Annotated in this window: 13 protein-coding genes and 1 pseudogene; 10 read left to right on the top strand and 4 right to left on the bottom strand. The window is 29.8% G+C overall.

Annotation, left to right across the window (positions count from 1 at the left end; genetic code table 11):
• Positions 1-33 precede the first annotated feature (33 nt).
• A complete protein-coding gene (locus B4J88_RS06840) occupies positions 34-1,491 on the top strand; it encodes a DoxX family protein (protein WP_286496313.1) in 1,458 nt (485 codons plus the stop codon).
• A gap of 72 nt (positions 1,492-1,563) precedes the next feature.
• A complete protein-coding gene (locus B4J88_RS06835; protein WP_147279993.1) occupies positions 1,564-1,830 on the top strand; it encodes a DUF6520 family protein in 267 nt (88 codons plus the stop codon).
• A gap of 33 nt (positions 1,831-1,863) precedes the next feature.
• On the opposite strand, the gene B4J88_RS06830 is transcribed toward B4J88_RS06835, so the two are convergent.
• From B4J88_RS06830 to B4J88_RS06820, 3 genes are read right to left on the bottom strand one after another with little or no spacing between them, the layout of a single operon-like run.
• Positions 1,864-4,371 carry a S9 family peptidase gene (locus B4J88_RS06830; protein WP_038330399.1) on the bottom strand — a complete coding sequence of 836 codons (2,508 nt, stop codon included), beginning with the start codon at positions 4,369-4,371 and terminating at the stop codon, positions 1,864-1,866.
• A complete protein-coding gene (locus tag B4J88_RS06825) occupies positions 4,361-5,758 on the bottom strand; it encodes a RagB/SusD family nutrient uptake outer membrane protein (protein ID WP_038330397.1) in 1,398 nt (465 codons plus the stop codon). The genes B4J88_RS06830 and B4J88_RS06825 overlap by 11 nt, the downstream gene beginning before the upstream one ends.
• A 12-nt stretch (positions 5,759-5,770) precedes the next feature.
• On the bottom strand, positions 5,771-8,671 hold the full coding sequence (locus B4J88_RS06820) for a SusC/RagA family TonB-linked outer membrane protein (RefSeq protein WP_291066985.1): 2,901 nt from the start codon (positions 8,669-8,671) through the stop codon (positions 5,771-5,773).
• 2,848 nt (positions 8,672-11,519) lie between these two features.
• On the opposite strand from B4J88_RS06820, the gene B4J88_RS06815 reads away from it, so the two are divergent.
• From B4J88_RS06815 to B4J88_RS06800, 4 genes are all read left to right on the top strand, one after another.
• A complete protein-coding gene (locus tag B4J88_RS06815) occupies positions 11,520-11,798 on the top strand; it encodes a helix-turn-helix domain-containing protein (protein WP_038330393.1) in 279 nt (92 codons plus the stop codon).
• Between the two features lie 419 nt (positions 11,799-12,217).
• Positions 12,218-13,444, top strand: a complete 1,227-nt coding sequence (locus tag B4J88_RS06810) for a DNA cytosine methyltransferase (RefSeq protein WP_291066983.1) — start codon at positions 12,218-12,220, stop codon at positions 13,442-13,444.
• Positions 13,441-14,571 carry a restriction endonuclease gene (locus tag B4J88_RS06805; RefSeq protein ID WP_291066981.1) on the top strand — a complete coding sequence of 377 codons (1,131 nt, stop codon included), beginning with the start codon at positions 13,441-13,443 and terminating at the stop codon, positions 14,569-14,571. Before B4J88_RS06810 ends, B4J88_RS06805 begins: the two co-directional genes overlap by 4 nt.
• Before the next feature lie 231 nt (positions 14,572-14,802).
• Positions 14,803-15,354: a hypothetical protein gene (locus tag B4J88_RS06800; protein WP_291066979.1), complete on the top strand. Its 552-nt coding sequence runs from the start codon at positions 14,803-14,805 to the stop codon at positions 15,352-15,354.
• A 252-nt stretch (positions 15,355-15,606) separates the two neighbouring features.
• On the opposite strand, the pseudogene B4J88_RS06795 reads toward B4J88_RS06800, so the two are convergent.
• Positions 15,607-17,262: pseudogene (locus B4J88_RS06795) on the bottom strand (IS1182 family transposase).
• Between the two features lie 116 nt (positions 17,263-17,378).
• On the opposite strand from B4J88_RS06795, the gene B4J88_RS06790 reads away from it, so the two are divergent.
• The 4 genes from B4J88_RS06790 to B4J88_RS06775 all read left to right on the top strand — a co-directional run bounded on the left by B4J88_RS06790 (position 17,379) and on the right by B4J88_RS06775 (position 25,833).
• The gene (locus tag B4J88_RS06790; RefSeq protein WP_291066977.1) at positions 17,379-20,264 is read left to right on the top strand and encodes an HD domain-containing protein; all 2,886 of its coding nucleotides are present in this window, start codon (positions 17,379-17,381) and stop codon (positions 20,262-20,264) included.
• A gap of 359 nt (positions 20,265-20,623) precedes the next feature.
• Complete coding sequence (gene darT, locus B4J88_RS06785; RefSeq protein WP_291066975.1) at positions 20,624-21,280, top strand: type II toxin-antitoxin system toxin DNA ADP-ribosyl transferase DarT; 657 nt, start codon at positions 20,624-20,626, stop codon at positions 21,278-21,280.
• A 12-nt stretch (positions 21,281-21,292) separates the two neighbouring features.
• The gene (gene darG, locus B4J88_RS06780; protein ID WP_291066974.1) at positions 21,293-22,330 is read left to right on the top strand and encodes a type II toxin-antitoxin system antitoxin DNA ADP-ribosyl glycohydrolase DarG; all 1,038 of its coding nucleotides are present in this window, start codon (positions 21,293-21,295) and stop codon (positions 22,328-22,330) included.
• A 266-nt stretch (positions 22,331-22,596) separates the two neighbouring features.
• Entirely contained in the window at positions 22,597-25,833 is a 3,237-nt protein-coding gene (locus B4J88_RS06775) for a hypothetical protein (RefSeq protein ID WP_291066972.1), read from the top strand.
• The last annotated feature ends 354 nt before the right edge of the window (positions 25,834-26,187 follow it).

Below are 26,187 nucleotides of genomic sequence, written 5' to 3'. Positions count from 1 at the left end.
CATTAGTTTTCTGAACCCGCGAAATACTAAAAGATGAGAAAAATTGCACCGTTTATACAAACGCTCATTTGCTACCTATTTATTGTTTTGTTTATTTATGCAGCGGTGAGTAAACTGATGGATTTTGAAACTTTTCAAACTCAGTTAGGACAATCGCCCTTATTAGCAAGTTATGCGATTCCTATATCGTATGGAATTATTGCTATAGAACTTGTAACAGCAGTTTTCTTGATGTTTGAGCGAACTAGAAAATTAGCCTTACAAATTTCACTTTTTTTAATGGTGATGTTCACTACTTATATTGTCATTATTCTACATTTCACGGCGTTTACTCCTTGTTCTTGTGGTGGAGTTTTAGAAAAGATGGGATGGACGGAACATTTGATTTTTAATATCGTATTTGTATGTTTGGCTCTAATTGGCATTAGAATAGCAAAATCCTCTCAAACATGGAGAGGCTATATAATTGAACAAACTACTCTTACAATAATCGGAGTTGTTAGTGTAACCATTATATACGGTTTATCTGAAAAAAAATCTCAATATAATAATGCTTTTACACGTAAATACATTCCGCATTTTGCAGAAAAACTAACTACACTCAATCTAGAATCCACAGGATATTATATAGCAGGTATTGATAGTTGCTATGCTTATTTAGCTCATCCTAATGCTCCTTTATTTCTTAGAACTTATGATTATCATACACAAAATGTGACTAATAATCGGATCAAAATAAAAAATGAGCTACTCCCTTATAAACGAATAATAACATACGTTAACTCCCCTTATTTCTACTTAGGGGATGGAACAGTAGGAATTATAGAAAAAGGAATATTATATGATTACACGACTTCTCTTGAAACTATTGATAATGCTTATTACAATCAATATGTTCCTGGAAAAGATGATCATTTTGGTCTTTCTGTAACAAGTCAAAAAACTAAACAAACAGCACTCGCTATATTGTATAAAACAGTGGATGGATTTCAACTAAAAATAAACGATACAACTCTAAAAAGCCAACAAAATGGAGCATTTGATTTGGATGGATTACTCATTTGGAATGAACAACATCAGATTTTTTTATATGTCTATTATTATAAAAATGAAATTATCATCCTTGATTCTATGATGAATGAAAAAAATGTTATGAAAAGCATCGATTCTTTAAATGAACCAGAACTTGATGTTGCTTTTTATAAAAAAGACCAAAACTATCGATTAGGTCCAAAGACAATTCGAGTGAATGAAACGATAGCTACCTATGGTGATTATCTCTACATCCACAGCAAACGACTGGGAAATTTTGAAGAAGAACACCAAAGTGCAAGCATCATAGATGTATATGATCTCGTAAACAACCATTATCTCCACAGTTTTTACCTCTATCATAAACCTAAACAACAACTTAGGGATTTTAAAATATACCAAAACTCTGTTTTCGCTGTAATTGATGATGAAATCTATCGTTACCAATTAAAAAAATAAATCGTTGCGCAACGCAGGGGAAGACTGAAAACCTGTATAATAGAGTAAGTCACCACATTAAAATTATACAAAATGAAAACAAATTTTCTAAGAAAAACGCTACCAATTGGGGTAGGAATGATGGCTGTTGCTTTTGCATTTGCCACTGAAGGGAAATCTTCTAACGAATCTACAGGGTATGCAACTGCATATATTTACAATGATTTAGAAGAATGTGAACAGGTAGATGCCACTTGCAATAACATAGGAACTGTAAGTTGTACAATTGGTTCTCAAGAAGTATTTGAATTTAAAAATGGTACTCAATGTAGTCAAAACTTGATGCATTGGCAACCATAATTTAAAGGAAAGGAGCGTAATAGCTCCTTTCTCTTATTTTAAATATGTATTAAACCAACTTAAGATTGAATTATATAACATTTCTTGATTCTCTTTACGAGTTAAATAATGACCATCGTTATTAAATAAAATCAATTTACCTTCTTTATTTAATTTTTTCATTGCCATATACATATATATGCTTTGATACCAATTTATATTATAATCAGATTTACCAGCCCACAACAATAAAGGTGTTTTCATGTTTTCCACCTGATAGAAAGGTGAGTTTCTTATATAGTTATTTTTATCCGTATAATAACTATCTTTCATTCGAAACTGCTGACTTTCTAACCTCCATGCTTGCTCTCTAAACCAACCTTCCCATTGTACATCATGCGACCAAGAAACCAAATCCATCACGCCAGAACCCGCTACAATTGCCTTAAACAAATTGGAATGCGTTGCTATAAATGCCGCTTCATAACCACCAAACGAATGCCCTATTAGTCCTAATCTATTCTTATCAATATAAGATCGACTTGCTAGTTCTTCTACACTATTTTCTATATTCACGACAATTGATTCACCTAAATTTCCTATTTGATAATCTAAATTGGGTAAAAAAACAAAATACCCATCCAATATATAATTAAGAATGTTAAAACCGTCCTCCGTATGTTTTGTTGGACTTGCAAACTGATTTACTTTATACGTCATATTCTCGTATATATAGTAAATAACAGGATATTGCTTGGTAGGATTAAAATTAGTTGGGTAAAGTAAAATCCCTTTCGATTTGTTTCCTTTTATGTTCTTGTATTCTATACTTTCACTTATACCTAAATCTAACTTTGCCAAATCGGGGTTACTTTGATATACTATCTTTCTTTTTTTCGTAGCCAAATCTATACGTTCGATAACTGGAGATAAGTTATACCTAAACTTCTTAAAAAAACACGTTCGTTTGTTAATGCATACAGTATTTTCAATTGTATAGGATTCTAAGACAATTGGCACAATTTTACCTTTTTCAAAAAAAGCAAAACCATTTTGCTCATCTTTGGTCGATAGATCTAACATCAACTTTTGATTGATATCAATGTGAGAGGTATTTTTTCGTTCTTTTTTATTAAATCTATAACTTATATCCCCATTAGTAGCTGTTAACCTTTTAGCAGTACCATTTTTTATATCATACATCCAAATATCAAACTCATCATACACAAACACTTCATTTTCATTTATAGACCACCCTTCTACTCCATATGGTGTTGGATGTTTATAATACATATCGTTTGTTTTATATAAAGAATAATTTGATGGTATGGTGATATCAAAGTACTTATCATTTTCTGTATCATATCCCCACCATTTTTTATCTTTAAAATACATGATATATTTTCCACTCGGCGAAAACGAAAGATAGTCGTAAGAAAAATAATGTGCAGGAACAATTAACTTCTCTTCTCCTTTTTCATAATTTTTTAGGTATAAATCGGCAACAGTATATTGTTCTGTAGAAGGTTCATTTTCTAAAAAGTCATACGCTAATGCATAATTAAAATTAGGTTTAATGATAACAGCATTCAATTTATTTGAAGTAATGATAGAAAATTCATTCGTTTTTGTATCCCATCTTATGCTCTGTTTATTCAAAACATATTCTTCAGCAACAGCTTTTCTAGGTGCGATTAAAGCATCTTGGGTATCCCAAATACTGTAATTATCATTTTTACTCTTTACGATATCTACATTAAAAAAGACTATTCCGTTACGATCACTAGTAGTATCAAAACCATTTATTTTACGAACTACCTCATCAGAAAATAATGTTTTACAAGCCAAAGATTTTACCTCCTTATTTTGGGTATTAATCGTGTAAAGTATCCCTCCGTCAACCGTGTTTTCTAGTAGAAGTATACTTTTTTGATCGCTTTGCCATCCTAATATCTTTACTTCATTTTTTGGGCTTATAAAGAGAGACTGCTGATTTTCTGAACCCGATTTCCATTTTTTTAATGTTTTAGTATTAGAATCCGTATTTGATGTTAGAAAAATTAAATCATCTTTGACGGGATGCCACTGGTAGTTTTCTACATCGTGTATCGTATATGACTTGTTACTCTTCAAATCAAGTAACTGTAAATCTTTTTTCTCTTTTTCGCCCTTTCTTAGGTATGAAATTATCGTTTGATCATGATTTGTAAAATATCTTTTATGTAGTACCTCAACTTGCAAGATTGTTTTTAATGTTTTTAAATCAATTAGATGCAAATTTGATTTATCATCAACAAAAGATAGTATATCATTATTTTTCAAAAATTTCAAAAGAATGATTGAACCCAATTCTTTTCTAACACCTGATTCTGTCTGTATAAGTATAACATTATTTTTATCTTGCATATCATTTACAACAACCCACTTTCCATCGCTACTTACGTCTGTAAATAAAGTATGTTTTGTCCAATTCGAAGTTTTTTGAATCTCTTGCGCTTTTGAAAAGTATCCCAAACAGACAAACAGTATAACTAGTATTGAATTGACATATTTAATAGCCATCGTTTTGAGGATTTAGATTAGGATTAATCAATAATTCGTTTTCTGGAATTGGTAAAATTAAATCTCTTGGTTTCCAATTTGATTTTATAGGTTTTAGAGTTTCCTCGGCTATTTTCCAACGTTTCAAATCAAACCATCTGTTTCCATGTTCTGTAAACAATTCTAGTTTTCTTTGAAGTATAAGTTCTTTTTGAATCTCATTTGGATTAGAAGAATTAAACTGATTTAACCCTGCTTTCTCTCGAATGATATTAATTTCTTTTACTGCCAATGCCAATTCATTTGTATGTAAATAAGCTTCTGCTCTCATCAAGATTATTTCTGACAAACCAAATACAATAGAAAACTCTTTGCTTGAACCTGTATTTGCATTTTCTTTATATTTATACGGTATATACCAAGATTGTGTATTTGTTGTATTGCTTACTTTCTTTGTCCAAAATTGTAACCTTTTATCGAGTGGATTAAACAGGTTTATAAAATCTTGTCGTAAAGCTACCCGAGTTGGAGGTCCGCTATTAATAATAAAATATGATCCTTCTAACGTATTTTCACCATTTATGGTCGATGAAAATTGAAATATTGTAGACTTGCTTTCTTTTTTATATTGATTTTCTATTGGTTGTTGAAATGAAAAGTTCTGATTTTGAACAATTCCTTGCGATTCACTCACTACTTTATCCCATTTTTCTTGGTATAAGTACACCTTACTTAATAGGGCTGACACTGCATATATAGTTGCTCTGTTACTCGCAGTAGACGCCACATTATTTACCAATAAACCTTTTGCTTGGAGCAAATCTTTTTCGATATTATCGTAAACAATCTTTATTTCATCACGGTAAACATATCGATTGATTTGATAATTAGATGTAGTGATATAGGGTATTTTACCATATACATTCATCAAATTAAAATGCGTAAATGCTCTAATAAACAACACTTCTGCTATCAATTTATTTTTTAACTCAAGGGATAAATTCGTTGAATTATTTAATGCCTCTATAGCTAAATTTGTTTCATAAATAATTCTATAATTATTTGCCCATATAGACGTTACAAGTGTATTAGAAGGCAATAATTGATGGGAATGAAACATTGAAAGGTTATTGCTCGTAGAACCATAAAAATCAAGTTCATCTGCATACAAACTAAATAATACGCTTGATCCATTTGTACTTCCCGACAACAAACCATCATTTTTCATGTCTTTGTAAATACTCGCAACTGCTGCATTAGCAGTTTGCTCGTTGTTGTAAACCTTTTCAATTTTTATTTCTCCCTTAGGATCATCAGTTTCAATCCAATCATTACAAGCAGCCAATGTGAATATGGCATTCAATAGGATGAATCTATTCATCACATATATTGTTCTATTATTCTTCATGGTTTCAATTTTTTAAAATGAGATAGTTGTTCCAAATGCGATACGTTTTAATGGAGGTAAAAAATCTTCAATTTGTTCGGGATCGCCTCCTTTATAATTCGTAAGCGTTAGCAGATTAAAACCTTGTGCATATAAAGCGACTTTATAATTTTTCTTAAGAGGAACATTGTAGTTTATCGAGAGTGATTTTAACCTCACAAAAGAAGCATCACTTACAACTCCAGTACTTGTATAAAAATAATTTTGAGCAACAACAGCATTTGTATTAGAGCCTGTTGTATAAATTTGCGTACGTCCTTCATCTAGAACCGATGTAGGTTGATTAAAGAATGTACCTGCTGCATTTAACGTATGCAGTTCGTTGTAGGCTTTCTTTTTCGAGAATTGAAAAAGTACCTCAAGATTCCAATTGTTATAACGAATGGTATTTCCTAAACTTCCGTACCATTTGGGATTGAAATCCGTATATATTCTACGATCATCGGCACTACTTATTTTTCCATCATTGTTATAATCCTCGAACATATAAGTTCCATTTACAGGGTTTATCCCTATATAATTGTATAGCTTTGTGATATTTATAGATTGCCCAATAACATATTGATTGCTATAACTGGATTGAGCTAGATTTTCGAACGCTTTTAATTTATTCTTTGGAAATGTAATTAAAAAGGATGTTTCCCATTGCCATTTATCTTTCTTAATATTGGTTGAATGGATCGCAATTTCTAATCCTTTATTAACCACTACTGCATCCAAATTTGCTTGAATTGTTTTAAACCCTGTTGTAGCAGGTAACGAATAGCCTATTAGCTGATTATTGGATTGATTGTGGTAATAGTTTACTTCAAGATTTAATCTATTTTTCAGAAAAGCCAATTCTATTGCTCCTTCTATCTTTCGATTTTTTTCCCATGAAAAATTCGGATTATGTAAACGAGAAGGTGTTAAATAAGTTGTTCCATCATAACCATCTTGTTTTATAGAATATGTACTCAAATACTGATAATCCCCTATTTGATCGTTTCCAGTAATTCCATAACTCCCTCTCAATTTTCCGAAACTCAACCACGATTGATCACTCAAAAAATGTTCTTTCGAAAAAATCCAAGCAGCGCCTATTGCACCAAAATTCGCTAGTTTATTGGCTTCTCCAAATCGACTTGATCCATCTCTTCTTGCTGTAAGATTAAGAATATATTTTTGATACAAACTGTAATTAAATCGTCCATAGATCGCATTGTATTTATACTGTGAAGAAATATCTTGCAGAAATTGAAATGTTTTTGCTGCGCTCCTCACATTCATTAGTGCATTATCTGCGAAGCCAACTCCTCTTGTAACCAACTGATTTTGTTCGTTCATCATAAAAGTTGCTCCTACATTCAAGGTAATTTCACTATTTGTCCAACTAAGATGATAATCCAATTGCGGTTCTATTGACCATACTTCTTTTTCATTCTCATTCATTATGACACTACTATCAGCACTTGTATTACCATACACAGGATTTCTTACTGTATGTGGATTGAAACTTTTATCTTTTAAAATTGAATGATTGTAACCTAAATTCGTTTTAAATGTTAATTGATCCGTTAAAGCATAGCTCATATTAAAGCTGGTATTCAACACATTTGCATGACTACGATAGGTACTATAAGTAGATGCTATAGGGTTTGTCCATGTATTATTTTCCCAATTTAGATTTCCATTTTCATCGAATAAAGCGGGTGCATTGGGAGCTAATTTTTTAGCTGTACGCGCTAAGTTTTCTATTGGTAATACATTGTTATCATCTCCATAAATTAGGACAGTACCTACTTTAAATCTATTGTTTTTAGAAGAATGATTAAGATTGACAAAGGCATTCAGTTTTTTATAGCTATAATCCCCATATAAAACAGAAGTTTCTTTCATAAAATTGGTGCCAATCATAAAACTTGTTTGCTCATCACCACCCATAATATTTAGTCTTGTATTATTGGTTGTACCAGTATTCCCTATTAGTACTTTTTGCCAATCGGTGTATCGCGTTTGATCCCATGCTCCATTAATATCATACGCATTTGTTGGGTAGTTTGTAATCCCATCATTTGCAAATGCTTTCTTTCGCATCATGAGGTATTGTTCTGTATTTAGAAGATTTACTTTTTTTGTAATGGAATTGACACTAATTGAAGAATCTATATTAAATGTAGTTTTTCTCTTTTGTCCCTTTTTAGTCGTTATCAAAATCACCCCATTTGCACCACGCGAACCATAAATAGCAGTAGCATCCGCGTCTTTTAAAACTTCAATCTTCTCTATTGATTTTGGATCGATAGAATTTAACGGATTAATGTTTGAATTGGGCATTACGGTATTGGAGATACTGGTGTAAGACATAGAATTCATATCAAACGGAACCCCATCTATTATAAACAATGGATCATTCCCCGCACTTATACTATTCTGTCCTCTTAACCGAATGGTATAACCACCACCTGCTGTTCCTGTAGTTGGCGTAATTTCTAAACCTGCAACTCTACCCTGCAAGGCATCTAACACATTATTCACAGGCTGATTCTCAATTTCTTTAGCCGTTACACGTGCAATTGACCCCGTTCGTTCTTTGTCTTTTACGGAGTAGTATCCTGCATTGATCACCACATCTTTCAGCTGAATCCCGTTGTCTTCTTTTGTGAAACGTACATTGATCACACTTCTATTCAACACTGCTTCTTCTCGAATAGGGAAATCCAATTGCTCAAAAATTAATTTAGCATCATCCTGTTGTAAAGTCAACGAATAGTTTCCATTATCATCGGTAAAGGTGGAATTATCGGTTCCCTCCTCTTTTACCATTACGCCCACCAGTGGGACTTGTAGTTCTTTTACCGTTCCAGTCACGGTTTTTCCTGTTTGTGCCAACATAGGTGTTGCACAAAACAATCCCAATAGCACACTTATTATATGCCTATTGAGTTTGAAGTAAAATTTTTTCATAATTTTACAATAGTTTTTTAAAATTCAACATTAGTTTTAAAAGCCACTCCTTTTCCTGTACATCGCGCCAACTTTGTTTTAGGGAAAGGAGGTTTTATTTTTTTTACGTTATAAGTTATTTTTTAACCACAATAGAAACATAGGTTTTTATCTTTTTTTATTTTAGAGATTCCATAGTTCAGTAAACAGAAACATAGCGAGCTGCTAACTATGTTTAATAGATTTATCTTCTCTATTGCTCTTTATTTTTCATCATTCAGTTCTATGTATCTATGTGGTGAATATTATTTTCTACCATTCTAAACATGGGCACTGAGGCACTCGAAGTGCAGAATCTTTCTATTTTTTTTCTTCTAACTTTTACCTTAATGCAAAGTCTGTGCTAACAGAGTATGTGATTACAAAACATCAAGTCTTTGATTTTCGACGGTCAAAATAAGTTTCAGCCATTCAATGTTTTAAATCATTTGCTACACAAACAGTAAAACATTTTAACCATTCTCTTCAACTTTTTGACACTCGCCTCCAAATCATATGACATTTTTTTTCATCCTTTTTCAATATTCAAATCCACTTTTAACAACAAATTTCAAAACCGTCATTGCTGAAAAGTCGAGCGTCAATTCGGCGTAGTGAGAGTTAAAAATGATTTACTGTTCGCATTTCATATGCGAATGATTTAAAGCATTTAGCGAATAGCCGTTATTGACCGACTTGTAAGCACGGACTTGATTTTTTTTGATTCGTTTTTTTTATCAAGAAAAAAAATGAATAATCTTAATCATTCTCTTCAACTTTTTGACACTCGCCTCCAAATCATATGACGTTTTCTTCATTCTTTTTCAATACTCAAATTCGTTGTCATTTTTAAAAACGGATTTTGTCATTCTGGGCTTGTCTCAGAATCGCATCCTTTATAAATCCCCCGATATAGACAAGTTTTAAAAATTACATTAATAAATGAAAAAAATTAACACTAATACATTTTATGAAGATCATTTATACTCTTTGTGTTGTCTTCGGGGGATAGAGTGTGAATCTGTTTACTCTTTCATGATTTTACATACGTTTTTTAATTCAACATTAGTTTTAAAAGCCACTCCTTTTCCTGTACATCGCGCCAACTTTGTTTTTGGGAAAGGGGTTTTGTTTTTACGGTTTATGTGATACGCTTAACGTTTTACGTGTTTTTTATCAATTCTATCTTTAACCACAATAGAAGCATAGGTTTTTGTTATGTTTTACGCTTAACGTTTTATAGATTTTGTCATTCTGAGCCTCTTAAGAATCTCTTCTTTTCATTTTTGTCTTGACACAAAAACGAAACAAAAAAGTCAAGTCTTTGATTTTCGACGGTCAAAATAAGTTTCAGCCATTCAATGTTTTAAATCATTTGCTACGCAAACAGTAAAACATTTTAACCATTCTCTTCAACTTTTTGACACTCGCCTCCAAATCATATGACGTTTTCTTCATTCTTTTTCAATACTCAAATTCGTTGTCATTTTTAAAAACGGATTTTGTCATTCTGGGCTTGTCTCAGAATCGCATCCTTTATAAATCCCCCGATATTGACAAGTTTTAAAAATTACATTAATAAATGAAAAAAATTAACACTAATACATTTTATGAAGATCATTTATACTCTTTGTGTTGTCTTCGGGGGATAGAGTGTGAATCTGTTTACTCTTTCATGATTTTACATACGTTTTTTAATTCAACATTAGTTTTAAAAGCCACTCCTTTTCCTGTACATCGCGCCAACTTTGTTTTTGGGAAAGGGGTTTTGTTTTTTTATTTCAAATTTGTTCTTTATTTTCATTTTTTTGAGCATCCAAAAAAACGAAACAAAAAAAGATGCCGACAGTAGTCTCTCAATGATTCAACTAAATAAATTATTTCCATAAAGTTGATAACTCACTTCGTTCAAACACCTCAACTTTTTTTATTCCAATAATTTAGAGTTGAATTGTATTTCGATCCTAAATCGTCGGATTTTTATCATTCTTTTTAAATATTCAAATTCATTGTCATATAAATTCTCAAATCCCGCACCTCGAATTTCGAATTTTGCGTCTCGAATCTCGAATCTAACATCTAATCTGTACTTTTTACTTAATACATACTACATTTTACAACTCAACATCGATACACGAACCTCGAACAAACCATACGGAACGCATATACAATGGATACAGAATGGATACAGCGTGGATACACAACCGATACAGAAAAGTGTCATTTTCGATATACACCGATACAGGAATTTAACACTTTTTAACACATTATTTCTCTAATATTCTGTCATTTCGAGAATTTATTTCTATCACTTTTCAATTCTTGTAGAATCGAATAACCATCTGTGTATTTCTATTTTAAGAAACACATATTTATAGAGAGTGTATATCACTTGATTTGTAGAGGAATAAAACCAAGTGTATTTATTGTATGAAGTTCAGTGCTATTTGTAATGGAAGAAACGACCAAGAAAAAGGCGTGGAACTTACAAATCCGAATAGAGGTACTGCCATACCAGGAACGAATAAGTAAGCCCACGCCCTAAGACGTGAGCAAAGATACTTATTTTCCCGTTCCTATTGAAAATTGGCAGTTTTCTATTCAGGAAAAAATAAGACTAAGCTTATATATTTATTTTAATAAAATTCTCTGTATTAATTTTATACATTCAAAAGTACAAATTAAAATTGAATAGTACAATATATTGTACCATTATTTTATTCAAATAGTTACAATTTTATTTTTAACTAAGAATAAAATGACAGAAAAAGAGAAATTAGGTATTTATTTAACCTCTTTGAGAAAGGATATAAAAAGTTCAGATTATATTGATAGAAGTATATCACAACAAGAATTAGCTGATAAAACTAAAGGACTTTCCAAAAATACTTTATTATCGATTGAAAACGGAAGTGCTAATCCAACTCTAGATTCACTAATTATTTTAGCTAATGCATTAAATCAAGATAAATTAAATATTTTTAATATATCAATAGATGTTAAGAAATATATTAAAGAGAATAACCTTGATTTTTAGTTTTTAAAAATATAAGACATTAAGTGAATAAAAACGTTTAGTTTAAAAGCGATATACTAAATTAGTAAGATTAACCAGTAGGCATTGTTAAAGTTAGTAATAGTACTCTGGAGTTAATTTTAGGTTTGTCTAACTCCAGAGTATTTTATTTTACTTAAATACATCAGATTAATATAAACAAAGGCTTCTATATAGAAGCCCTTTACTTATTTACACAATAATGGTTATAAATTAGATTAATTTATATATTTGTTATTTATACGAAACTAATGCTATAGTAGTTTCGTGAAAAAACAATGTTATGGGAAATGCTTTCTGAAAGTCCGTACAAAAAATAAAAATCCGATTTCAAAATCTCAATTCAACAAAACTTGATTTTAATTTGTAAATTGCAACATTAATAAGTAAGCTAAAAGAGAATGTTGATAAAAGAGAAAATAAGCATAGAGGAATTTGATAACAAAAGTTATCAGATTAAGCTTGTTGAACCTTTAGAAGAAGAAAAAGCCGTATTAACTCATTACCTACATAATATACATAACGGAGTTGCAAAATACTATAAAGAAGAAGCTTTAAGTATTCTGAAAAATTATGTAGAATACAAAAACGAAAATGAAATTTCTGTTGTAGAGGAAGAAGCATTACAACAATTATTATTCGAAGTTGAAAATGTTCCATTTCCAACTCCCGAAAATTACACGTTCAAATTTATCGACCTATTTGCAGGAATTGGTGGTTTTAGAATCGCTATGCAAAATGTAGGTGGGAAATGTGTTTATACTAGCGAATGGAATAAAGATGCTCAAAAAACGTATCGTGAAAATTTTGGAGAGGTTCCTTTTGGAGATATTACAAAAGAATCAGTCAAAAATTATATACCAAAAGAATTTGACGTTTTATGTGCTGGTTTCCCTTGTCAGGCATTTTCTATTGCGGGACTTAGAAAAGGATTTTCAGATACTAGAGGCACTTTATTTTTTGACTTAGAACAAATTATAGAAAAACACAAACCAAAAGTTGTGTTTTTAGAAAATGTAAAAAATTTAGTTTCTCACGATAAAGGAAAAACCTTCAAGGTTATTCTTGAAATTTTAGAAGAAAAATTGGGTTACAAAGTGTTTCATAAAGTTTTGAACACAATGACTCACGCAAATGTTCCACAAAATAGAGAAAGAATTTTTGTTGTTGCATTCGACCCGAATCAAGTTCCGAATTATGCCAATTTTCAATTTCCAGAAGAAATTAAATTAACAAAAACAATTCATGACATTTTAGACAAAGAGAAACAAGAAGATAAATATTATTATCCTGAAACTCATCAGTATTATCCTGAACTTGTTAAAACTATAACAAGCAAGGATACCGTTTATCAATGGCGTAGAGTTTATGTAAGAGAAAACAAAAGCAATGTTTGTCCTACATTAACTGCAAATATGGGTGCAGGTGGACATAATGTACCTTTGATAAAAGATGATTTTGGAATAAGAAAATTAACTCCAAAAGAGTGTTTTGCATTTCAAGGTTATCCAATGGATAAATATATCTTACCTCCTATTGCAAATAGTAAACTTTATATGCAAGCAGGTAATTCTGTAACAACACCATTAATCGAAAGAATTAGTAACGAAATTATAAAAGTATTGTGAAATCATTCGCTGAAATAGATATAGAAAACAATGGAAACTATTTGAAACTGCTTTCAGCAGTTTCAAAGCTTTCGGGACTTTTCAGCGAAAGTGCAATTCCTTTTATCAATTACCGTGTAGCAGAAAACATTTTCTGTAGAAGTTTTGATGCAGGAAATTTATCTCGTTCAGATACAGCATTCGATGCGAACTATAATTCAATCGGTGTCGGTTTAAAGACATTCGTCTGTAATTCAAATAACAGCACAGAAAAAGTTGCTGAATTCAACTCACTTTCAAGGGTTTTAGCTGATTTTCAAGGAAAAGATTTGGCTCACAAATTAGCCGAATTTAGAAATGAAAGAATTGATTTAGCTAATCGTTTGTACAACATTGAAAGTTCTTTATACCATATTGTTGCAAGAAAAGATAGTGAACTTGTTCTATTTGAAACAGATTATGATAAAATTGATATTTCAAATATACACGCTGTAAAACAAAATTATGCAAGTTTACAATTTGAAGACGGTAAGAATTTTTATAGTTTTAACTATTCAAAAAGTACGCTTTTCAGAAAATTTTATATTCCCGATAATGCTTTTAAAATACCAATTGAAATTTTAGAAGACCCTTATACTTTACTTTTAGAATTATTTGAAGATAAAGATTTAAAACCTGCAACAGATAAATTTGTTCGTGGTGAAAATTATGTCATTTTACCACTTTATGGAATTAAGAACAAAGAAAAATTCGTCTTTGAAAAAAGCGGATTAAATCAATGGAATGCAGGAGGTAGAAAAAGAGATTTTGGAGAGGTATATATACCAATTCCTGCTGAAATCCATAAACAATTTCCAAATTTCTTCCCTGAAAGAGACCAATTATTTGAATTAAAAATCCCAACAGGAGAAGTTTTTTCAGCAAAAGTTTGTCAAGACAACTCGAAAGCTTTAATGACCAATCCCAATAAAGCTCTTTCAGATTGGTTATTGCGTAGAGTTTTTCAAGTTAAAGAAGGAGAACTTTTAACTATCGAGAAGATGAATGAACTTGGATTTGATAGCGTAATAATCTGCAAAGATGCAAACGGAAACTATCAAATTGACAAAGCGAAACTTGATAGCTACGAACAATTTATAACCGAATAAGCACTTCCCATAACAAGGATTTTGCAAAAGAGCGGGTTAAGTACAAATTCGACATCTATGCTTTTTACCCGCAAAAACCATTTTTTATTTGCTGGAAAAATGTAAATTAGCAAATAAAAAAATGGTTTTGCTACGTTAGTGCAAAGTTGAAAGTTTCGTCTTTCTAATCCGCTCCTTCGCAAAGCCCCAAAACGTTAACTGACATTGCACCAAAACGAACGTTATCAAATTATGGGAAAATATCAAGAAGCTTTAGATGAATATTATCTTGAAGATGAAAATGGTAAAGTACGCTTAATTTATGCTTATTTTGGTTTAGCTATTTATATTACAAATTGTTTAGAAGAAACTTTTTCTATAATGCTTTGGACAAGTAGAATTTTCAAAAACAAACCAAAAACTAATAAAGAGGTTAATGAAATAATTGATGAAGTAGAAAATTCAAGAAAAACTATGGGGCTTTTAATTCAAGAAATTAAAGAAAATTATGGTTTAACTGATGAACATAAACTACAATTAAAGAATGTATTAGATAAAAGGAATTATTTAATACATAAATATTTCAGACTTGAGATTCAAAAATTTTATTCTGAAACTGGTAATAAGGAAATGTTGAAATATTTTAGCGACATAATAGAAGAAGCTCAAAACTTAGACAATGAATTAAATCAGTATTTTGAACATTATAAACTAAAATTAGGATTCGATGAAAGGAGAATTACTGAATTAGTGGATAAAATGAAATCAGAAGAAATGAAAAGAGATAAAAGCAACGTCAGCTAACATCGGTAACTGTTGCGGAACTCCATTTTTAATCATAAAACACAAAATAGTATAAATTATAACCTCTTTGAAACCGATTTTAAGGAGGTTTTTTATTTTACACAACAAGGTATACAATTTAGTTTTGTTTGTATATTTGAGGTTGACTTTACGAAAGATAAATTATATCTTCGTAAAATAACATGATGTTACGCAATTCTCCGCTATGCTACGAACTGCGTACATCATCAGTAACTGTTGCACAACTCCAATTTACAGTAAAAAACAGAATATATGACCTCGTTTAAGCCTTTTTAAGCGAGGTTTATTTTTAGAAAAGTATATTAATGTAAAATTAGGTTTGCTTAAAAACTCTCTTTTTAAGGAGTGAAGGAGTGATTTTGTAGAAGCGTAGTTCTTCCCTTGTTTTAAATAAATAACTTGGGCTAAAACACTTGATTTTTTGACTGTAAAGCGTAGATATTTCTTCAAGTTGTAAGATAAACTTGACATTAGTACATGTTTATTGGCTTTAGACATTCCTCTGCTGTTGATTCGTTTTAAGTTAAAGAAGTTAATCAACGTTCCTAAAACTGGTTCTACTGTAGAACTTCGACGTTTAACTAACCTGCGGTGATACGCTTTATTTTGGGTGAGTTTTTCATGCATTTTATCGTACAAAGGCTTGTGAATGCTATCTTCCAACTTTTTAAACTTGGTTACTTTTCCACAACAACTTTCTCGTAAAGGACATTGTCCACAATCTTTTTCCGAACTTCTATAGCTTTTCTTTTCGTAGCCTTTGCTGTCTGTTAAAGTTCGTTTGAAAGGCAGAAAAGCTTTATTTCCTCCTTCTTGAATACATTCGTAACGGTTTTCTTTTTTATTGAAAATAAAGCCTTCTCGCTCGGGTTTATATTGTCCAAAGTTGGGAATCCAAGCATCTAAGTTATGATCTTCACAATATTGCAAACTTGTACCGCTACTATAGCCCGCATCAGCTAAAACTTCTCCTATTTGAATCTCGTTTCGTTTAAAATTTTCAATCGTTTGATCCATAATTTCTGCAAAGATAGCACTGTCTTTACTACCAGCTGTACTAGCACAAGCGCCTGTAATCACGTGGTGTTTATCATCAACTGCTAACTGTCCTGCATAGTTCAGTTGGCGTGGTTTACCTGGTTTGGTCGAGATTTTCGCATCAGGATCTGTTGGGCTATAATGGGTATGATTACTTAAAAACTTTGGACGAATATCTTCACCATCTTCATTTTTTTGAAGCGTTTTCACATGTCCCGGCATTCCTTTAAACGCTTCCTTTTTCCAATTATGATGTTGTTCTACCAACTTCTTTCGAGTTGATGTTACAGTTCGACTAGACTCACTGCATGCTTTGAATTCTGAATTTTCTTCCAACTCATTCACAAAAGCAAAAGCATCATTTAGAACCTCTTTTTCAACCAGAGAATCCATACTTGCGTTTGCTTTGATAAAGGCAGAGTCTACCGCCTGACGTTTCCCTGAAACCATGCCTTTATTCACACACAGTTTTAAAACCAACTGAAACAATTGCAAGAAAACTTCTTGGCCAAATAACGCGCGCGTTCGGCTTATGGTTGAATGCCAAGGCAATTGTTCGTTCAGATCATAACCTAAAAACAAGCGAACATCCAAGCAATTGCTACAATAGCGAATCAATGCTCTGTCGCTATTGATATTATTCAAATAACCCACTAACAATATTTTAAAAAACACCACAGGATCTATACTTTCTTGACCTTGAGTACCGTAATATTTTTGAGTGGATCAATACAGAAAATGTAAATCTAATACTTGATTTACTTGGCGATAAAAGTTATCAGATGGAACTAGCCGATCTAAACTTAATTCATAAAAAAGTTGAGGAATAAATTCTTTTCGTCCTTGCATACTACAAGATATGAAAAATTGCTATATTTAGTGTTGTGCAACAAGCACATCAGATTTGCAACAGCTTATCAAAGTTTGTATAATAAATCAAATTAACAAATTTTTAATAAATAACCATGATAAAAGAGCTTGAAAATTTATTATATGCGAAAACATTAGGAAAACAAAGTGAAATATTATTTGCCCACTGGAATTATGACAAGAAAATAATTCCCACAGCATTAAATGCTGTTTCAAATCTTTTTCCTCATTATAGCTTACATGATGAAACCCATTCTGAAACTATAATTAATAATATAGTGAGAGTCATTGGATTTAAGAACATCGAAAAACTTTCTGCTATTGACATATGGTTAATTTTAGAAGCATGTTACAATCATGACATTGGAATGGTAGTATCAAGTGAAAAACTTATAGAAGCACTAAATTCTAATGACTTTTTAAATTTTTTTAAAGATTTGCAAGATGATAATAAAAATGGTTTACATGAATTTGCAATTAAATTTGAAATTGAAAACAATAAAATTAAATATAAGCATAATGATTTAAGTTTAGACTTTCATGATGGCATAAAATTTATTTTAGCAGAATTTTTTAGAAGAAAACATTCGGACAGATCGAAAGAAATCATTCTTAATCCATCAGCAGAATTATCACTGACAACTCCACGAGGTGTTATTCCTAATAGAATCTTTAAAATATTAGCTGAGATTTGCGCATCACATACTAAAGACTTTGAAGATGTGATGAATTTACCATTTTGTGAGGTAGGAATTGATGTTGAAGATGCACATCCAAGATTTATAGCTTGTTTACTAAGAATTGGGGATTTATTAGATTTGGATAACAACAGGTTTTCGGAAGTAATGTTGAGAACTTTAAGCAAAATACCTATTGATACAATTAGTCACAAATCTAAACATCTTGCAATTGAATCATTTAGAGTTGATAATGAAAGAATTGATGTAGTTGCAAAGTGTAGTGATTATGACACTGCAAATATTACTCAACATTGGTTTAATTATTTAGATAGCGAAATAAGTAGACAAATGATAAACTGGAATAATATCGTTCCGTTTAAAGATTTTGGATATCTTCCGACAATTGGAGATTTAAAAGTTGAATTAATAAATTATGACTATTTGGATGGAAAACAAAAACCAAAATTTTCCGTCGATACGGATAAAGCTTTGTCACTACTTCAAGGAGCAGGTTTATACGAACACTCCTATCAATCATTTAGAGAAATTCTTCAAAATGCTGTAGATTCTACATTAATAAGAATTTGGTTAGAACACAATAAGGACTTTAGTTTTCAATCACCTCAAGATAAAGAATTCTTGAATATCATAAAAAACTATCCAATAAAAATATCGATAATTGAAAAAGAAACAAAAGATAAGATTAAAAAATGGGAAATCACTGTAAATGATAATGGAATTGGAATCTCTACTGAAGATTTGAAATTTTTAATGAAAACAGGGAGTTCTTCAAAAAATAGGAAAAAGATAAATATTGTCGAACAAATGCCAGAATGGTTAAGACCATCTGGAATATTTGGAATAGGATTTCAAAGCATATTTTTATTGACGGATGAAGTAATTATCGAAACAAAGAGTTTTTTTAATGAAGAATTTCAGACAATTGAACTCAACAGTCCCAATAGTATAAAAGATGGAGCAATTCTGATTCAAAAAAAGAAAACTGACCATAGTATAAAACCAGGAGTAAAGTTATTGATTAAATATAATACTGAAGCCGTCCCAACCAGATGGACAATAAAAGGTGAGCAAAAAAATGCTATGAGAATAGCCCACAATTATGACCCATTTTCACATGAATCTTTGGATATTAACCTCGGAATGATTATTGACGAAATTTTTTCTTTTGAGTATGCATCTATGATCCCAATTAATTTGATTATTAATGGTGATATATTTGATTTCACAGAAAAAGAAAACAACTATTTCAAATATTTTGATAAAGTAAATTCATTAGAATTAAATATAAATCTTGGGAACAATATTTCTAGTTATTATAAAAATCAATATGTAGAAAATGATTTTTATAGATTGTTATTTCTAGGAGTTGAAGTAAATTTTCATAAAGATAAAGCCAATGATATTCTTACTTTAAATAGAAACAAGCTTAAATCAGAATCTTCAGGTAAATTATTTAAACAAGTATTAGACAGTTCATTCAGAATCATTACAAATAATTTCGATGAAATTTTTATAAATCAGACTGATAAACAGTTTGGTAGTATGTTTTTAGAATATTATTATAATGAAAATGATGAATTAAAAATATTCAATATATCAAAATTCAATCAATGGAAACAATATAAATTAAAAATACAGAATGATAATTTTTTAGAATTATCTTCTCTATTAAATGATATTAAGAAAATAAGGTTAAATTTCAATTCCAATGTAGCTCCTTTCTATGAGGATTTATACACTTATGAAAACAGCTTATTAGTCATTAATTCAAATAATCATACCGTAAATTCCTCTCTTTCACAATTTATTTTCTCTAAAATTGAGAATAATATTACAAGAGTTATTGATTTTAAATTTGGAAATAATGACTATCTAGATTTTATTGAAATTAGTCTTGAAAATACAGGCGAGGATTTTTTATCACAAGAAAATTTTATTAAAGTACTTAAAAAGTCCCAATCATGGAATCGTACCTCAAGAAAAATCATTCCATGTCCAAAGAAATATGACAAGTTAAGACTAAAAGATGATGCAAACCTTAATTATCTTTATCATTTTAATCTTAGTCATTATATAGAAATAAAGTATCCAAAAATGGTATCACCTTATGTTGTTGAAGAAGTCGATAATAAAAATGGTGAAGAAAGATACAAATGTAAGAATCATCTTAATGAAAAACTTTTTAGTTGGGTTTTTAATAATAGATATGATGAAATGACAACAAAAGAAGAAATTATTAAAACCTATAATGAATTTATTGAGGAGTTTAAAGATAATTAAAAAAGCCGTCGTATAATATCGGTAACTGTTGCACAACTCTAATCTTAGGCATGAAAACACAAAATAGTATAAATAACAACCTCTTTAAAAGTGATTTTAAGGAGGTTTTTTGTTTCACACAATAAAGTATACAATATAGTTTTATTTGTATATTTGAGTTTGATTTACGAAATGTAGATATAGGTGTATTTTTACGAAACAAACGCTATACTAGTTCGTGAAAAACAATGATGTGACGCAATTCTCCGCTATGCTATGAATCGCGTCACATCGGTTGACGGATGATGTAAAACTACGAAGTCAAAAAAATCAATCGAATATTTTAATTATATTTACTCATAATATTTTTAGAAGTTAAAATGAGTAAAACTAATATCATAATATATAGAATGACACACATTGAGAATATCCCACATATTCTCGAAAACGGTATTACTCACAAAAACTCCTTGAATAGTAACCCCCACTACCGAAACATTGGTGATCTTTCTTTAATTGATAATCGTTCTCAAAAAAAAGTTTCAGTTGATAATGGTAATTATTTAAATTTAAATCCCCAAAAAATAACATTAGGTAATTTTATACCTTTCTATTTTGGGATTCGAATGCCAATGCTTTACACTGCGCAAATTGGAGGAAATTTTGTTGAGAATGCTACATCTCCTGAATCTATTATATATTTAGCTTGTTCTGTAGATAGTATAATAGGTTTTGGTCACGAATATTATTTCAGTGATGGACATGCTACCAATAATTATAGTTCTTTTTATGATAGTAGTAAATTTACCAATATAAATAATATTTTAGATTGGTCTGCAATAAAGTCTAATTATTGGGGAGGAAACGAAAATTTAAACACTAAAAGAAAAAAACAAGCCGAATTTTTAATTCTCGGAGATATAAATGTCGAAAATATTATTGGTTTCGGATGTTATAATGAAGACACTAAAAATAAATTAATTCAATATGGTGTTAAAGATTTACAAATAAAAGTTATACCCAATGGATATTTTTAATAACTTGCGAATATGATAAAATATGTAACAGGAAACATATTAGATAGTGAAGCACAAGCACTTGTGAATACTGTTAACACTGATGGTGTTATGGGTAAAGGTATAGCTTTGCAATTTAAAAAAGCATTTCCTAATAATTATAAAGAATATAAAGTTGCTTGTAAAGAAGGAAGAATAGATATTGGCAAATCTTTCATATTTGAAGATATAAATACGTATTCAGGTAAAAAAATAATTATAAACTTTCCAACTAAAAAAAGTTGGAGAAAACCATCTGAATATTCATATATCGAGAATGGTTTAACAGATTTAATAAATATAATAAATAAATATAATATTAAGAGTATAGCAATTCCTCCATTAGGTGCAGGAAATGGAGGTCTAGAATGGAGTATTGTTAAAAATATTATAGAGAAAAAATTATCTAATTTAAATATTGATATTTTTGTATACGAGCCGAATGCTGTTATTAAAGAGCATTTAAAAAAAGAAAGAGTAAAGCTGACTGATGCAAGAGCTCTTTTACTTTACGTACTGTATGATCTAGTAAAAAATGGTGAATATGTATCTGAATTTTCAAGTGAAAAAGTTTGTTACTTTTTACAAAGACTTGGCGGAGAAAAATATTTTAAACTAAAATTTGAACCTAATTTTTATGGTCCATATTCTGGTAAAGTTAGATATGTATTAAATATACTTAATGGAAGTTATATTTCAGGATATAGCGATATGAATAAAAAACCATTTGAACCTATATCTATACTATCAGATGGATACGATGATGTCAAAAAACACGTTGAGAGTAATCCTGAATTAATGGAATTAGCTGTAAAAACCACAAACTTTTTAACTGGTTTTTATTCTGATTTTTCGTTAGAATTGCTATCAAGTTTAGATTATTTATCAAATCAATTAAAAACAGATGATATTGAAATATTATCTAAAAAACTTGAAAATTGGAGTGATAGAAAAAGAAGTTTATTTTCTAATCCAAAATATATTTATATATCCATACAACATTTAAAAGAAATTAATAACAACATCGCCTAATAACTAAGCTTTCGTCTTGCCCGGAGGGCATGAGATGAATTGAAATCACTGAACACAAATAACAATAAAATATATAACCTCGCTAAGTGTTTTTTAGCAAGGTTTTATTTTTACACAATAAGGTATTTAATGTAGTTTTGTTTGTATATTTGAGATTAATATAACGAAATGTAGATATAGGGAATATTTAACGAAATTTTTCTTATAATTTATTTCGTAAATAATAAGAAAAATTTGCGACATACTAACTCAACAATCGTACAAGAATGAATGAACGAAAATTTCCAACACCTTCACAATTTTATAGAAACCGAAGGCCTGAATTCTTCTCCGATTCAAAAATTGTTTCAAAAACTATTTTACCAAGAGAACAATTAGCTTATGAAATAAGTCAAATTTCAACTAATCAAAAGCATGATAGTTTTGAAAATTTATGTAGAAAACTTGCCGAAAAATTAATTACTCCAAATTTAGTTCCTCAAGTTGGACCAACTGGTGGTGGAGATGGAAAAACTGATTCAGAAACCTATCCTGTATCTAGTTTTATTTCAGACAGATGGTATGTAAGCGGTAATAAATGGAATGAAAGTGAAAATTGGGCTTTTGCAATAAGTGCAAAAACAGTTTGGAAGCCAAAAGTAAAATCTGATGTAAAAAAAATAATTGATACTAACAGAGGCTATTCTAAAATATTCTTTTTCTCCAATCAAAAAATTTCTAGTAAAAATAAAAAAGAAGTTCAAGACCAAACTAAAAAAGAATATGAAGTAGAATTGATTATTTTGGATGCTGAATGGATTTTAGAAAATGTTTACAGCAATCAATTATTAAACGAAGTAATTGAATCTTTGAATCTTTCAAGAACATACTTAGAGGAAAAAATTGTTGGATCAAAGGATGCTGAAAGAATTAAAGAACTTGAAGAATTAGAAAGTCAAATTAATTCTCCAAATCGTTTTTTTGAAATCGACTTTCAGTTAGTCGAAGATTGCCTAGAAAGTGCAATAATTTCTAGAATGTTAGAGCTTCCAAAAGCGGAAGTAATTGGAAAGTTTGAACGTGCTTTGAAGTTTGCAAACAAACTCGATAATATTCAATTAAGAATTAGAATTCATTATCAACTTGGATGGACACTAATCAATTGGTACGACGAATACAAATTATTTTACAATGAATTCTTAAGTGTAAAAGAATTAGTAAACCTAGAACCAAACATTAACAATATTGAGTTTTATCTAAATCTATCCAATATTCTTAAAACAATATCAAATGTTGAAGAAGCTAAAGATGTACTTATAGTCGATTATGAAAAAGAAGATCAAGATTTATTATCATTTTTAACGAAGTGTAGTCATAATCAAAATAAGCCATCAACATCTCTACTAGCTAAGTTTTATTTAGCATTTTTTCAAATCAGAGTGAAATTAGAAAATGAAACATCTGTTTCTAAAGAATTAATAAGTCTAAAAGAATATTTTACACAAAGTAAAAGCCACTTAGATATCCCTTTTGAGCAATTAAAGGGATTTGTAGAGGTTTACAATAAAATACTACCTGATAGTAAAGAGTATGATAACTTAATTGATGTCATTGCAGAAATTGAAGCTGTTAGAATTTCTGACCTAACATCAGGACAAACATATCTAAAGAGAGGGGTTGCAAAATTAGAAAACAATTTAAATAAAGAAAGTTTAATCTATTTTGGTAAAGCTTCTAGAAAACTTGCTAAAGAAGAAACTCAAACGGAATTTTACTATTGTTTAATACTTTTAAGTAATGCCTATTCAAAATTAGACCTTTATTGGGCATCATACAATGCTTTAGTTTCTGCAACTAATATTTTTGCAAACAACTGGTTTACAACTGGAAGCTTAAACCCTAAATTTCTAAAAAGTGTTGAGAAAATTCTAAAGAATGAAGTAATAATTGGAAGAATACCTGTATTATTATGTTGGTATGAACTTTATTTGGTTTTACAAAGATATTTTCAGCAGGACGTTGAAGATAAAAACTCTGAAAGTATATCAACCGAGCATATTACAGATTCATGTTTGTCTGTTCGATTATTAAATCTGAATTTCAAAGAATTTGGCAACTTGAAATATTTACCAAAGATTTTAAGTACAAATGAACTTTGGTTAAGTGAAGACGCTTCCTTATATCTATTAGGTAACGAAGATTTGATTGAATTAGATGAAACAAAAACATCACTAAGGAAAGAAAACTTCCCAGAATACTTTAATAATTGTGCAAATCAGCCATTTGTTGAGCAAATAGCTTATGAAACAAATTTCTTAAACTCTCAAAAAGTTCATATTGAAAGTCAAATTCTTGGAATTCAGCTTAAAGTTATATTTAATCAGAATCCACAATTACTAATTTTAGCGGAAAATATTCTTGCATATTTTGAGTCTTTTTTAGCAACTTCATTCGAAGAAGCTTTTCCAATAGCTGAAAATATAAAAATCTATATTGATTACACGGAATTAAATGACAACTTCAAATTAGAAGTTGTCAACAAAAATCATTTCAAAATACATTTAAAAAATTCAGTAATTTATAATGGAGAAAATTTTAAAAATCTTATAGATGAAATACTTCCTCTAATACTTGGTGGAAATTATATGTTTAAGGATATTAAAGAATTCTTAAATAATCTATTTAAAAAAGATGAGGTTCATGAAAGATTATCTATAATTATAGAACATAATAATTTCCTTACAAATGTATTAACTAACAATCCTAAATTCTTTTTACAAGATTGGATAAATAATAATACATCAGAATTTAATTTACTAAGAACAGAGTCTCCAATAACTATAAATAAGGAATTGCAAAAATTACCAAAAAATGAAAAAGGAGAAAAAGAAAAACCAAATTTTCAAAACGTAACCCATAAAAAAATCAAAGCTGAAACAATTATTAATACTGAATTATGGGATAATGCCAAATGGAAAGCATTTGGATACTTTTCTTCATATAATATTCCTTTTGGTTTAATAATATCATTCGAGAATATTGATTACGGAAAAAAAATATTTAATGAGTGGATTGATAAATATGGGAAAGTCGATAATAATGAAGAAATTTCCATAGTAATTATCAAAGGTGTTGACAAAAAAAATCCATTTTGGTATAAAGTATTTATTAGTAAAAAAGTAGATAAAAGTAAAATGGTGGATGGTCAATTTATTTCTTTATCATCTCGTTTTCATCGAATGGAAGCTCAAAATAGCACAAACCTAGATAATCTTTTAAAGGGATATGATGCTTACAAAAAATTCATACTAATTCCAGCACATATTGATTCTAGCTTTCAAATGACACCTATAATTGAACTTGGAATATTGAAAACTGAACTCACTATAAAAAATGCATGGGAAATTGGAATTCATGACTTTGAAAAGGTTGTAATTACAGAAGATGATGATCCAATTATACCTGATAATATTAATGATGCGCCTATTCTGAAAGTCATAAAAGAAAAATCTTGGAATAGATAAGCATGGTCGCAGAACATTGCTAACTGTTACGCAACACTAATTTAGGTACAAAAACACAAATAGTATAAATAAGGCCTCTTTAAAAGTGATTTTAGAGAGGTTTTTTGTATTTACGTGAAAACGTAATTTATTTTGAAATGGTTGTTGTATGTTTGGAATAATATAACGAAATTTAAACTATATTTTACTTCGTAAAGAATAATGTTATAGCTAATTGTAATACGATCGACAAAGCAAAGAATGTTAAATAATTTACAAATACAAAGTGACCACATAGAATTTTATGAAGTCTCAAATGTTCCATTGAACAAGTATAGCTTTTTACTAAGCGACCAATGGTTAGACAGAGTTGAG

Source organism: Empedobacter sp. UBA5036 (assembly GCF_002415215.1).
Taxonomy (GTDB): Bacteria; Bacteroidota; Bacteroidia; order Flavobacteriales; family Weeksellaceae; genus Empedobacter; species Empedobacter falsenii_B.
Note: the sequence above shows the minus strand (reverse complement) of the source record. Positions and strands in the feature narration are given on the sequence as shown.